This window comes from Marinobacter alexandrii, assembly GCA_039984955.1.
In the GTDB taxonomy this organism is placed as follows: domain Bacteria; phylum Bacteroidota; class Bacteroidia; order Cytophagales; family Cyclobacteriaceae; genus Ekhidna.
This window is the reverse complement of record JBDWTN010000007.1, coordinates 2,791,166-2,804,872: the sequence shown is the minus strand read 5'-3', so window position 1 is coordinate 2,804,872 and position 13,707 is coordinate 2,791,166. Positions and strand designations below refer to the sequence as shown.

The following is a 13,707-nucleotide window of genomic DNA, read 5'->3' as shown; positions in this document are numbered from 1 at the left end:
TGATATAGTCTCTAAAAGTTCTTAGAAATGAAACACCAAATCACAAGCTTTTTAACAGCAGGACTCTTCCTTCTGTCGATCTCTTCGCTTGCTCAATCTGTAGGTATTGGCACGGAGGAACCAAACTCAAATGCCATACTAGAGCTGGTTGCTCCTAATAATGATCAGGGACTACTGGTTCCTAGAATGACCACTTCTGAAAGAAATGCCAATTCCTTTACTTCAAACCTTTCTGCATCCGAAAACGGCTTAATGGTTTATGACGAGGATCAAAATAAATTCTTTTTCTGGATCAATGATCAGTGGGTAGAACTAGCCACTGGAAATCTCAGTGGACTACCTGACCAAGCAAGTCAAAGTGGGAAATATTTAACCACGAACGGCACAACTGCACTTTGGGAAAACATTGACTTCAATACCTTATCGAATGTACCAGCTGATCTTTCTGATGGTGATGATAACACACAACTTACAGATACAGATATCTCAAATTTAGGTTATATAAAGAGTGCAAACGATTCTGATGCCGACGCATCAAATGAACTTCAAGATTTGTCGATTACTGGAAATTCTTTATCGCTCACAAACAGCTCTGTCAGTGTGGATCTTTCACCATTTTCAGGCACAAATACTGATAACCAAACGCTTGGCCTGTCAGGTACCGATCTTTCAATTACTGGTGGAAATACTATTGATGTTTCAAGTATTAACACAACTCTTTCTGAAGCTGAAGTAGATGCATTTGCTAACAACAATGGATATCTGACATCTGAGGCTGATGGGAGCACAACAAATGAAGTGAACACTGGGATGAGCCTCTCTGGCACGACCATTCAGATAACTGATGCAAACAGTACTCAAGGAATAAACATTGGAGGAACATTTGCCACAGATGCGGAACTAGCTGTAAGTGATGCCGCTGATGGCGACAAAGATGATTCGAATGAAATTCAAAACATTAGCACCACTGGAGCTGCAGGAAATATTTCACTCTCAGGTGGGTCTACTCTCAACCTAAATGTAAATGATGGAGATGCTAGTTCATCCAATGAGTTTCAAGATCTGACATTATCAGGAAGTACCCTCTCCATGACTAATAGTTCAGTAAATATCGATCTTTCACCATTTTCAGGTACAAATACTGATAATCAAACCCTGAGTTTATCAGGAGATAATCTTTCGATTACTGGTGGCAATACCCTCGATATTTCTGGAGTAGATACTAACCTGACCGAAGCTGAAGTAGATGGATTTGTTAGCAACAATGGCTTTTTAACTGCTGCAGACATTAGTGGCTTTGATACCGATGCTTCAGATGATTTTGATGGAGCTTTCGGTAGTCTCTCAGGTATTCCAACTGGTCTAGGTGATGGAGATGATGATACGCAATTGTCAGAGGCTCAAGTTGACGGGTTCGTTAGTGACAATGGCTTTTTAACTGCTACAGACATTAGTGGCTATGATACCAATGCTTCCGATGACTTTGATGGAGCTTTTGGTAGCCTCTCAGGTATTCCAACTGGTCTGGATGATGGTGACGATGATACACAATTGTCAGAAGCTCAAGTTGACGGGTTCGTTAGCGACAATGGATATCTAACAGCAGTAGACATTAGCGGTTTTGATACCGATGCTTCTGATGATTTTGATGGAGTTTTTGGTAGCCTCTCAGGTATTCCGACTGGTCTGGATGATGGAGATGATGATACTCAATTATCAGAAGCTCAAGTTGACGGGTTCGTTAGCGATAATGGCTTTTTAACTGCAACAGACATTACCGGTTATGATACCGATGCTTCAGATGATTTTGATGGAGTTTTCGGCAGCCTATCAGGCATACCTGCTGGCTTAAGTGATGGCGATGATGTAAACGATGCTGATGCAAGTACAACCAACGAATTAAATACAAGCATGACTATATCCGGGACATCCATTAGAGTGACCGATGCAGGTGGCACCAGAAGTGTAAACATTGGAGGAACATTCGCCACAGACGCAGAACTAGCTGCAAGTGCTGCTGCTGATGGTGATAAAAGTGCTTCCAATGAATATAACACAGGAATGAGTTTGTCCGGCACCTCCATTAGGGTTACTGATGGAGGCGGAACCAGAAGTGTCAATATCGGAGGAACTTTTGCAACGGACTCTGAACTAGATGGCAGAACCTTTGAACCTTCTGCTTTTAAAGCAACATTGAGCAAAAATGGAACTATTCCTGTGGGATCAAGTAACCTATTATTTGATTCAGAAGTGTACGATATTGATGGATCCTACGATGCACCTTCTGGGGTTTACAGTGTACCAGAGAACGGATTATATAACTTCGGCGGACTATTGATTTTCTCAAATATTCCTACAGGATTGGTCACAATTACCATTACTGATGGTAGTACATTGTATGTTAAATCATTCGCTCCGAATTCCATTCAAAGTTCCATTGGGTTTTCTGCCGACTTATTACTTAATGCAGGAGATAAAATCGAGGTATCAATATCCAACACCAATTTTGGGGGAAGCGAAGCACAGGCTATCAACACGATAGCGTCACCTGACCAATCAAACTTTTTCCTCTGCGCCAAAAGGTTCAATTAAAAGGCAGGAATATGTCGTTCACTCAAAATTTTGGTTGTTCACTTTAAATATTATTTATCCAATCAATAGTTGGATAAATTAATAATATAGTCTCAACGTTCTTAAAAATGAAACACCAAATCACACGCCTTTTAACAGTAGGATTTTTCCTTCTGTCGATCTCTTCGTTTGCTCAATCTGTAGGTATTGGCACGGAGGAACCAAACTCAAATGCCATACTAGAGCTGGTTGCTCCCGATAATAACCAAGGGCTACTTGTCCCTAGAATGACCACTTCTGAAAGAAATGCCGATTCCTTTACTTCAAACCTCTCCGCATCAGACAATGGTTTAATGGTCTATGATGAAGATGAAAACAAATTCTTCTTCTGGATAACCGATCAGTGGGTGGGGCTGGCTTCCGGCAACATAGACCCCTTACCGAATCAGGCTGGGCAGAATAACAAGTACCTAACCACCGACGGATCTAATACGCTCTGGAGTGATCTTGACTTTGACAACCTCACGAATGTTCCCGCTGATTTATCAGATGGTGATGATGATACGCAATTATCGGACACTGATATCACAGCGTTGGGCTACATCAAAAACGCTAATGATGCTGATGCTGATGCTTCCAATGAATTTCAGGATCTAACTATTTCAGGAAATACACTCTCACTTACCAATAGTTCATCAGCTGTAGATCTGTCTCCATTTGCAGGAACCAATACTGACAATCAAACACTGAGTTTATCAGGAAACAACTTATCAATTACAGGAGGTAATGCAATTGATATTTCTTCAATAAATACCAACCTTACAGAGACAGATGTAGACAATTTCGCTAATAATAATGGCTACTTACTATCAGAAGTAGATGGAAGTACTTCCAATGAAATTCAAAATATAAGCACTGACGGAACAGCAGGGGATATCACACTTTCTAGTGGGTCGTCACTTACACTTAATGTTAATGATGCTGATTCAAATCCTACAAACGAAGATCAAACTGTCTCCGCTGGAACCGGTATCTCTGTAAGTCAAAGTGGAGATGATTTTGAAGTGACAAACAGCGCCCCAGACCAAACTGTATCGCTTGCAGACGGAGGTAATGGGAATGTAACCATCGGCGGAACTTATCCAAACCTGACCATTGATGTTCCAAACAATCTGGATAATAGTATTACAAATGAAATCGAACTTCCTACTCAGACCAGTCAAAATGGAAACTTTCTGACAACTGACGGGACAAATCCAAGCTGGTCTTCTATAACTCAAAGCCAGTGGAACACTAGTGGGACAACCATAAATTATGCAACAGGCAATGTTGGAATTAATGAAGCTTCACCTGGAGCACGACTAGATGTTGTTGGAACAACGGAGCTAAATGGAGCTGTGGATGTGAATAGCACCTTAGATGTAACCGGACAGCTAACGGTTACAAATGACGTAGAAATTCCTGCAACAAATGCTTATACCTATGCCTCTGCCAAGACCAAAGTAGCATCTTACCATCCTACCGAATTTCAAGTGCTTAATGTAGCTATTGCAGAAGAGGTTTTACTAACTCCTCTTTCTGTAAATCTGTATGTTTTCTTTTCTGGAGGTTCGGGAGGACAAGCCTTTGCAACAGCACCTGTTAAACTTCCAGATAATGCCGTCATCACACAAGTTGACGCGTGGGTCGTCGACAATGACGCAGCTGAATTCGTTCGTGTTGAATTAACACGCAATCAAATAGGATTATCTACTTTCAATCAAAACATGTCTGTAGTTCAGACAGATGCAGTAACGCAGAGTACCGTTGTTACACAGCTTACCGATAATACGATTTTTAACGGCACTATTGATAACTCTACCTATGCCTATTTTTTAAGGTTCACCAGCTCAGATAGTGATGGATCAGAGCTCCAACTGCATGGAATAAAGATAACCTACACAGTTTCTCAAGCTGATTAATAACAAAGGACATGAAAAAATTGAATCTATTTTTTATTATTTCATTTGGAGCTTGTGTATCCATGTATGCACAAGCGCTCCTAACAAATAGTGATGGTTTACTTACCATTGATGAAGGGATTCCTTTCACTGTGCAAGGAAATATTTCTAATAGCGGAACGATACAAAACGAGGGTGCATTGAGACTATACGGAAACTGGATGAATAGTGGTGACTATCGTTCGGTTTCCGGCACCTTCTCTCTACTTGGTGAAAATCAATTATTTGAATCAGGTGAATCTAGTTATCGAAACCTAGAGATTAATTCCTCAGGAGTAGCTGTCATTTCGGATCTTTCAATCACAAAATCACTAACGTTGACTTCAGGAATTGTGTCATTGACAACTGATACTAAAATTACCATTGAGGAAGGTGCATCAATCTCCGGCGCAAGCCCAAACTCTTACATTGACGGAGCTCTGTTCACCACCAGTTCCGGAGATTTCACCTTCCCTATTGGATCAGAATCTGAGTTTTTACCTGTCGATCTAACTAATATTCAAAGCACTGAACCTGTAGGTATTCAAGCTTTTAGTGGTGGGTTGGATTCAGACGCATCTTCAGAAATAGACTCCTTTTCTTCAAATAGGTATTGGCAAATCTTCGAAAACGATTCTTTCAGTTCTGATGGCATTTCCTTACCAGTAATAAGTGAAGTATTTATTGAAACTCAGGAAGAAGCTGCTATCGCATTTAACCAAATAATATCTGACCCACTTGAAATTGTAGGAGACTCTGAACTTTCGGGAACACTAGAATCAGGAATCATATCAGTCAACACACCTATCATATGGGGCTATTACCTATTATCTGATAGAAGCTTAAGTGATCCACCTATTACAGTCGTCAATGTGGTCACTTCACTACAAGATGGCAAGCATGATTTTCTGCGGATTGAAAACATTGAATTCTACGAAAACAACAAGGTAGAAATCTTTGATAGACAGGGAAACAAAGTGTTTGAAATGAGTGGCTATAATAATCAGGAAAAAGTCTTCCGTGGTAGTGCTAATGTTGGAATAGGTGGAATGCTGGCGACAGGAAGCTATTACTATACTGTTCAATTGACAGGCAGTAAAAGAGAGGCTGGATTCATTTACGTAAAAAATTAATTGTCATGAAGAAGCTAGCATACATACTCATCCTACTCCTTCCCGCAATCACTTATTGCCAACAAGATCCGCTGTATAATCAGTATCAGTTTAACCAGTTAATGATAAACCCTGCTTACGCAGGTATGTATAATAGGCTATCTGTTGGAGCTATTACGCGATTTCAATGGGCTGGAATTGATGGAGCACCTCAAACAAGTACGATTACCGCACAGACTGGCATAAATGGAGGAAAAGCTGGAATTGGGGGTATTGTACTTAATGATCGGTTTGGTGTAAGTAGCAACTATGAAATACAATTCATAGGTTCTTACAATATCAATATGAGAGATGCTCGATTTGCTATGGGCATCCAGGGTGGGCTTGTTCAGTATGGTTACGATTTTTCAGGAGTTGAATTTGATTTCTTTGATGACCCTGAAATTATGCAAGGTCATGATAACATCATAAAACCTAATTTCGGTGTTGGGTTCATGTACATGAATCAGAATTTTTTTGCAGGTGCTTCCATACCTCGGATACTTAATTCCTCAGTTTCAGATGGTGTAACCACTTCGGAGCGATACAAACGACACTATTACTTCACGACTGGTTTTGCAAAAGAGATTAACCGGATGCCCTTTAAAGTCATGGCATTAGTCAGATCTTTTGAAGGAGATGCTTTTTCCTTCGACCTGACTGGCAGTGTTTATCTCGACATGGTCATGTGGGCAGGGATAAGTGTAAGAGACTTAAAACACTTTGGAGTGTTCGGGATCATAGATGCTTCTGATAATATACAAATAGGGTACTCCTTCGAAATGCCCAGTAATTCATTGGTTTACGGAAACTATGGAACTCACGAAGTTTCAGTGAAATTCAATTTTAATGTATCTCGAAGATCGATGTTTCAAGAAAAGTATTTTTAGAGTTTAGCCACATTGATAGTCAGCCACACTTTAGATGACTAATTTTGCGGCACAATGCAAAATTTGGTCGTAAAATATGAGGACAATCATCTGCTGATTGTTGAAAAGCTCACCGGATGGTTGGTACAACCAGATGAAACAGGTGATACCACACTTACGGAAATAGCTACAGAATACATCCGAAAAAAATATAATAAACCTGGTAATGTATTTTGCCAACCTTGCCATCGATTGGATAGACCAGTGGGTGGACTTGTCGTTTTTGCCCGCACTTCCAAAGCATTGGAACGAATGAATAAACTCTTTCATGATCATGAAATCAAAAAAACCTATTTGGCAGTAGTCGATGGGGTTCCCAATAATTCCGAACAAACCTTAAGGCATTGGCTTGAAAAAGACACCAAGAAAAATAAAGCGCATGTACGACACAAGCCAGTTAGCGGGGCTAAGGAGGCTATTTTAAGTTATCGAATGTTAGCATCTCACAGTAAAGTATCCCTTTTGGAAGTAATACCAAAAACTGGTCGCCCTCATCAAATACGTATCCAAATGCGTGAGAATGGCACTTCCATAAGAGGCGATGTAAAGTATGGTTTCTCTAAGCTTAATAAGGATAATAGTATCGATTTGCATGCATACAAACTGGAGTTTGTCCATCCAGTAAAAAAGGAACCAATTAAAGTTATCTCTAAACCAAAATGGCCTGATTTCGAGGCATTCATCAATGAGTTGGATTAAGAAGTTGCAAGAAAAATGGGGGCTTAAAAGCCTTTTTCAGGTAGTGGTCGTGTTAATCGTTTTTGCTTGCACTGGATTTACTGTCCTGTTTATTCGGGAGCCTATCCTGAGTTTAATTACCGGAGGTGGAGAAAAGCAATGGTGGATGACCGTAATCTATATTCTTATGATCCTGCCAATCTATAATATTATCCTCCTTTGTTATGGGTTTATTTTTGGCCAGTTTGCTTTCTTCTGGAGATACGAGCAAAAAATGTTGAGACGCTTCGGCATTAAACCCGCTAGATGGGAACAAGATAAAAAAGACTAGAAATTATATCTAAAGGTGAGCAACTCTCATGAGTGGTTCAATTTTATGAAAGTATGAGTCTGATGCTGACAAAAAGTGATGCCATATCAAAGCTAAATGAACTCGGATCGGCTCAACTACCGTTTTCGTTTTACTGTAATTTTCTGGGAGAAAGTTGGTGTATCGAGCAAAATTCTTCAGCACAATTACGGGGATCATTTCATCTAAAGGTTGGAACTCCTTATTCAGAATTCAGAATTCAGAATGTAGAATTTAGAAAAGCCCCGTTAAGTTTTGAGAGTTTCAAGCGCGCTTTTGATCAGGTCATTCATGAAATTAATGTAGGCAATTCATTTTTGACGAACCTCACTTTCAAAACTCCTATTGAAACTAATCTATCACTCGATCAAATCTTCGAATACTCTCAAGCAAAATATAAACTACTTGTACCAGGCCAGTTTGTCGTCTTTTCTCCAGAGACTTTTGTTAAAATAGAAGATGATCATATTTACTCGTACCCAATGAAAGGTACCATTGACGGGAGCCTCCATAATGCTGAAGAGATAATTTTAGGGGATATCAAAGAAAGAGCAGAACATGTGACCATCGTGGATTTGATTAGAAATGACTTGAGTCAAGTGGCGAACCAAGTGGAGGTGACGAAGTTTCGATACGTTGATGAATTGATGACCAATGATAAGAAGCTACTGCAAATAAGCTCGGAAGTAAGAGGCCATTTAAGTAGGGACTGGAAAAGCAACATAGGTACCATCTTATCTAAGCTTATCCCAGCAGGATCTATTTCTGGAGCCCCTAAACCAGAGACTCTTAGAATCATCCAACAAGTAGAGCGATATGATCGTAATTTTTACACCGGAATTTGTGGTCATTTTGATGGAGAATCACTTGAAACTGGCGTAATGATTCGATTCATCAAAAAAGAAGAAAACCAACTTTTCTATTGCAGCGGAGGGGGTATTACCTCTTTTAGTGAGGCTGAAAAAGAATATCAGGAGATGGTGGATAAGGTGTACTTACCTATAAGCTAGATTAATGACACCTAGTTAAAACAACTTCATGAAAAATTGACATTCGATAAAAATATAAGTATGAATTTTGATATTTTACATAAAGTCAAAATGTTATACCTAAAAAACCCTAATATGAGAAATTACATTCTTATTCTTATCACAAGTTTTTTGTTTGGCATAAGCTGCCAGATGCATGAAAATGATCTGGATTTGATCATTGAACAAGATCAAACATTATTGAGCTTCTACTCAGGTCAAGCTGTTACCGATTACTTAGCCCAAGTAGAGAACCTAAGCTTGGATGAACTAATTCTATTTGAAGAGGCTAGAAGTTTTATGTCTCTTCAAAGAAAAACAGAGATGATAATGGACAAGCTCGCTGAAACTGAATTTACTAGTCCTCAAGATCTTGAAGAATTCGTAAATAAACATTCAGCATATGTCAAGATAGTCGAAGAAGACGGAGAAAAAACAATTGTTCGCGCTACTGAGGAAACAACTAGTCATTTATTGGCCAATGTAAATGGGTTGTTTGTGATTGAAGAAGATCGATACAAGCTGTTTAATGAAGGTTTAATAAGCGTGCCAGTTTCCCAAGCAGAAAAACTAAATGAAATAATTCAATTTTCTAAAACTGTAAAAGAAGGAGTGAGTGTCGTTTATGAATATGACAACTCAACTACTCCGAGCACAGAAGCCATCACTTGCAATAAGTACAATAGAATAACAGATACAAGCTATAACAATAGAACCACTACAGAATTAGACACCAAAATCAATTACACCCCAGTTCCTTGGAGGCAAACATTAGTAGTTCAAAGTCAGGTTTTTGCAGAGCGGAAAATTTTTGGAGTATGGAAACCTACCAAAAGATCAGTTACTGGTTTTTTTAAGTGGACAGTGTGGTATAATGTCAATTTGGGGCCAAAAATAAACGTCTCTAGAACGTCTTACAGACCGGTGGGAATCAATACATATCGTTGGATTAATAAAACAACATTAGCCACCACTTTAAATGGCGCAATTTTTTATCAATCACGCTTTGAAAATCTCTGGGCATGGGGAGACAGTCCATCGACCGGCACCAGATATTTAAGCTGCAATGCCGAAGAAACATGTGCTGATGGAAATTGTGAAGGACCTGCAGGAAATAGATGTGCATGGGTAGAATGTCCTGAAGGAAAGTTTTGTCGAGGCGGTCAATGTATTCCAATACCTGTTGATCCTTGCTTTGGAGTCATTTGCCCACGTGGCAAAGTATGCATCAATGGTACATGTCAAGATGACCCTACAATTTGCGGTGTATTTATATGTGACGGAATATGTGTGGATGGAGTTTGTCTTGCAAATGAGCAATGAAAAAATTATCCATATTGGAAATCAAAAGGCCTGCTAAATTAGCAGGCCTTCTGCTTTAACTATTTCACGCTACCCTATTTCTTTGAGGTTCTACCATCCACGAAATTGCCTCTTCTTCTGTATCAAAATTATTCATTTTCAAACCAGGAAAGACTATTCTAGTTGCGGTTGAAAGTATAGTAGCAAACAGGTTCCCCATTTTTGTAACAGATTTTACTGTGGCAACCTTTTCTACTTTGTGAACTAAAGACTTAGCACGCTTTTTCAGTAAATCATCCTTTATCCATTGCCTTGCCTCTTTGGTAAATTCATCAAGTTCTTTACGATTAAGCAGTAACCTGGTACAAATACCCTTTTCAATGAGGTCTGCTCCCTTATTCAAAATTTCAGAAGCAGTATGAGCATCTACACGTCCATGCCATTCTATTTTGACTATTCGCAATTCTTTATTTAGTAGCAGCAGACTGCCATTCTCCTCAGAGACAAAATCGAAGGTTTGAATAGGCGGCAAGATTGTGTTAACTGACATAAATCCTCATCTTTAGTTTATTTAAAGCTAGATCTATTATCAGCTGATAATGATTTAATTCGATTATCGGACTTTAAAACTCGCCAAAAGGACTATTTATTGCGTCGCTAAGCAATCATCTACTGTCATTAATCAATAATACTATTCATCAATTATTCGATCGCACAAAAAATTCATCTCTCACAGTTCCATCAATATCTTTAAAGTAGAACCGTGCCAATGAAGTATCGCCTTCATAATTAAACTCACCAAAAAGAGCTCCATGCTGTCCACCATTATTGGAGTGATAAACATCAGCCCACCATGGGTTCTGATCTAATCCGCTTTCAGCATCTCTGATACTTTTCCCTCCTAAACCTGATACAAAGGCAAAAGATCTACCTTCATCAAGACTACTCGTTGACGCATCATCTTTCCATAAATTGACGGTGTTTTCTGTACTTGAAATAACCTGATTTTGGAAATTACTCATCTCATGAGTTCTACTATACGAGTGCTCATGTGCTGTCGCAATGATCGCCCCCCCTTTTCGAGATTCTTCGTACACATTCCATCCTGCTTCATTGCTTTTTCCACCTACCTGCATCAGGCGTTGGTTCTTGTGCCAAAACGAAATTCTCCAGACTGATTCGTCTTGTGCGAGTTCTTTTCGAATATGATTTCCCGCAGATGCAGAAGTAATTCCAAATTCATCCGGTGCTGATATGACAAAGAAAATTCCTTTATAATAAAACGAACTTGTCACTCCCAACTGACCTTTCCACGAAATGCCCAACCTTTTGAATCTTTCCTCTAAAAAAGACTGATACTTATTCGGACCATTCCAAGCTTCATCATCATGATTCCCTACACAAAAAAAGTAAGGATAATCAGCTCCCAAAATTTCATTTATATGACTTTCAAAGTCTACAGGAATCTCTGCATAGTTGAGATCTCCCGGGTGAACTACAGCGTCTGCTCCTTCACTTTTAACCAAATTCAGTACTGCTTTTGCCGCCGAACCGATATTTGAGTCTCCAAAAAAGGCAATCTTAAAATTCGAAGGTGTTTTTTCTTGCCCAACAGGAGGAGTAATCACTCCAGTTCCCTCCTCTTCGATCGTGAAAATCGGACCTTTAACTGTCTGCTCTACTATTGTCACAGAAATTTCGCCAGTTGTCGCACCTTTTGGCACTACGGTCGAAATTTGAGCAATAGAAGAAAAAGAAATTTCGTCTGATTCAACACCATTAAAATCTACTTTAATCTGTGTCGTATTTGCACTAAAATTAGCTCCTTTTATGGTTACAGGATCTCCCTCTTGCCCTTGTAAGGGAGTAATAGAAGTGATTATTGGAAGTAAAACTTCATCAACATTCTCTTCTTGTTCATCTTTGGAACATGAAGCAAAAATGAGGACGGGAAGGATAACAGATATGATTAATGTGATTTGTTTCAAATGATTCATTTGCTTTTTTTAATTCAGTTAATCGGCCATAGTGGCACTCAAATAAATAGGCCATTCAGATATAATCGTATCTCTGAATGGCCATAGTATTTATTTCAAGATTGTTCCATCATCGCCTACAGCAATGATTGTGGTTCCATCAAACGATGCAACTCCGTTTAGCTCTATATCATCTGCTACTAGCGTAAGCATATGATCCTGACGTGTCCAGGTAGTACCACCATCCACAGTTACAGCAACAAATGAAGTAATGTCTCTGGCTTCATTATGATCCCCAACAGCTATCAATGTATTGTCACTTAGTAGTATTAAGTCATTGAAATCTGCCTCTGTAGTAGGGCTTGTTTGGGCCGTCCAACTGGCGCCACCATCTTCCGTTTTGTAAATAAAACCAGCACTACCTACTACCCATCCTGTATTGGCATCCGTAAACTGAATTGCTTTCCATGATTCGTCTGCACCATTCACATCTTCCTGCAAAGCCCATGTAGTCCCACCATCAGTTGTGGTGATGATATCTCCTCCTCCAGCTACTGCTATACCATTGGTTGAATTCCAAAAGTAGATATCATACACCCTTTCTCCGTCTCTTTCCATTCCCACTGTTGTAACCTCTTCCAGCCCCGTTGCTTGGGTACTCCATGATGCTCCACCATCCGTCGTGGTGATCATTACTCCATCGCTACCGCCGACAAATCCATTATTAGCATCCAAAAAGAAAATACTACGAAGAGTTTCTGTTGTTCCCGTATTTGCCGTTTGGTCTGTCCAATTTGCTCCGCCATCTGTAGTATTAATCACTATGCCATCGTCACCAACTGCCCAGCCTGTATTGGCATCCACAAAGAATACAGCTTCAAAATCATCTGTTATTCCTGTGCTACTTGTCAAATCAGTCCATGTTGTACCACTATCCGTACTTTTCAATACGGTACCATCGTCACCTGCTACATAAGCAGTTGTAGCATCAGCAAAATGCACCTTACCTAACTTGGTAGTTACGTTTGATGTAATAAGAGAAGTGAATTTAGGTACTGCTATAACCGTAAATTCCGGGCCTGTTACAACCTGGCCTAAAACAGTCACTGTTACAGGACCAGTGGTTGCACCTACAGGAACTGTCGTTGTAATTGTTGTCACCGTTGCTGCCGTAACGGTAGCTGCTGTACCATTAAAGCTAACTTCATTCTCACTTGCAGTCGTACTAAAATTAGTACCTGTTATGGTAACTGTAGCTCCTTCATCTCCAGATACTGGGTCGAGAGATACTACAGTTGGTACTGGAGGAACTGTAACTGTAAAAGTAGGCCCGCCTTGAACAACGGTTGTTCCTATGGTGACACTAACGGCACCTGTAGTCGCACCATCTGGAACGGTTGTCGTAATAGAAGTTTCTGTAGACGCGGTTACCACAGCATCTGTTCCATTGAAACTCACTGAAACATCAGAGGTAGTCGTTCCAAAATTTGTCCCTGTGATACTTACTTCAGTTCCTACCAAACCTGAGCTAGGATCTATCGCAGTGACAGTTGGTGGGTCTGGTGGCGTCACTGTAACCCCATCATCTCCTCCACAGGAAAGTAAGGCCATACCAAAAATCATAAAGCTTGCATAAAGGAATATTCCTTTGAATTTCATAGGTGAATTTTTCATTGCATTAAGTTTAGATTAATAATTAGTCAAGATTGGAATCAGTGTCACACTCTCTGTGACACTGATTCAG

General features: G+C 39.7%; 11 protein-coding genes. 8 read left to right on the top strand and 3 right to left on the bottom strand.

Annotated features, from left to right (window positions below; genetic code table 11):
* Window positions 1–27 precede the first annotated feature (27 nt).
* The 8 genes from ABJQ32_18790 (at window position 28) to ABJQ32_18755 (ending at window position 10,008) form a co-directional block, all read left to right on the top strand.
* The gene (locus tag ABJQ32_18790; protein ID MEP5291711.1) at window positions 28–2,592 is read left to right on the top strand and encodes a hypothetical protein; all 2,565 of its coding nucleotides are present in this window, start codon (window positions 28–30) and stop codon (window positions 2,590–2,592) included.
* A gap of 107 nt (window positions 2,593–2,699) precedes the next feature.
* Window positions 2,700–4,532, top strand: a complete 1,833-nt coding sequence (locus ABJQ32_18785; protein ID MEP5291710.1) for a hypothetical protein — start codon at window positions 2,700–2,702, stop codon at window positions 4,530–4,532.
* A gap of 11 nt (window positions 4,533–4,543) precedes the next feature.
* Entirely contained in the window at window positions 4,544–5,683 is a 1,140-nt protein-coding gene (locus ABJQ32_18780; protein ID MEP5291709.1) for a gliding motility-associated C-terminal domain-containing protein, read from the top strand.
* Between the two features lie 5 nt (window positions 5,684–5,688).
* Window positions 5,689–6,591 carry a type IX secretion system membrane protein PorP/SprF gene (locus ABJQ32_18775; GenBank protein MEP5291708.1) on the top strand — a complete coding sequence of 301 codons (903 nt, stop codon included), beginning with the start codon at window positions 5,689–5,691 and terminating at the stop codon, window positions 6,589–6,591.
* Between the two features lie 54 nt (window positions 6,592–6,645).
* Window positions 6,646–7,329: an RNA pseudouridine synthase gene (locus tag ABJQ32_18770; GenBank protein MEP5291707.1), complete on the top strand. Its 684-nt coding sequence runs from the start codon at window positions 6,646–6,648 to the stop codon at window positions 7,327–7,329.
* The gene (locus ABJQ32_18765; protein MEP5291706.1) at window positions 7,316–7,639 is read left to right on the top strand and encodes a DUF6787 family protein; all 324 of its coding nucleotides are present in this window, start codon (window positions 7,316–7,318) and stop codon (window positions 7,637–7,639) included. Before ABJQ32_18770 ends, ABJQ32_18765 begins: the two co-directional genes overlap by 14 nt.
* 62 nt (window positions 7,640–7,701) lie before the next feature.
* Entirely contained in the window at window positions 7,702–8,667 is a 966-nt protein-coding gene (locus tag ABJQ32_18760) for an aminodeoxychorismate synthase component I (GenBank protein ID MEP5291705.1), read from the top strand.
* 114 nt (window positions 8,668–8,781) lie between these two features.
* Window positions 8,782–10,008: a hypothetical protein gene (locus tag ABJQ32_18755; GenBank protein ID MEP5291704.1), complete on the top strand. Its 1,227-nt coding sequence runs from the start codon at window positions 8,782–8,784 to the stop codon at window positions 10,006–10,008.
* 64 nt (window positions 10,009–10,072) lie between these two features.
* Here ABJQ32_18755 and ABJQ32_18750 read toward each other — a convergent pair whose 3' ends face one another.
* The 3 genes from ABJQ32_18750 to ABJQ32_18740 all read right to left on the bottom strand — a co-directional run bounded on the left by ABJQ32_18750 (window position 10,073) and on the right by ABJQ32_18740 (window position 13,637).
* Window positions 10,073–10,537: a hypothetical protein gene (locus ABJQ32_18750; protein MEP5291703.1), complete on the bottom strand. Its 465-nt coding sequence runs from the start codon at window positions 10,535–10,537 to the stop codon at window positions 10,073–10,075.
* Between the two features lie 148 nt (window positions 10,538–10,685).
* Window positions 10,686–11,984, bottom strand: a complete 1,299-nt coding sequence (locus tag ABJQ32_18745; GenBank protein ID MEP5291702.1) for an IPT/TIG domain-containing protein — start codon at window positions 11,982–11,984, stop codon at window positions 10,686–10,688.
* 90 nt (window positions 11,985–12,074) lie between these two features.
* Window positions 12,075–13,637, bottom strand: a complete 1,563-nt coding sequence (locus ABJQ32_18740) for a YCF48-related protein (GenBank protein MEP5291701.1) — start codon at window positions 13,635–13,637, stop codon at window positions 12,075–12,077.
* Between the last annotated feature and the right edge of the window lie 70 nt (window positions 13,638–13,707).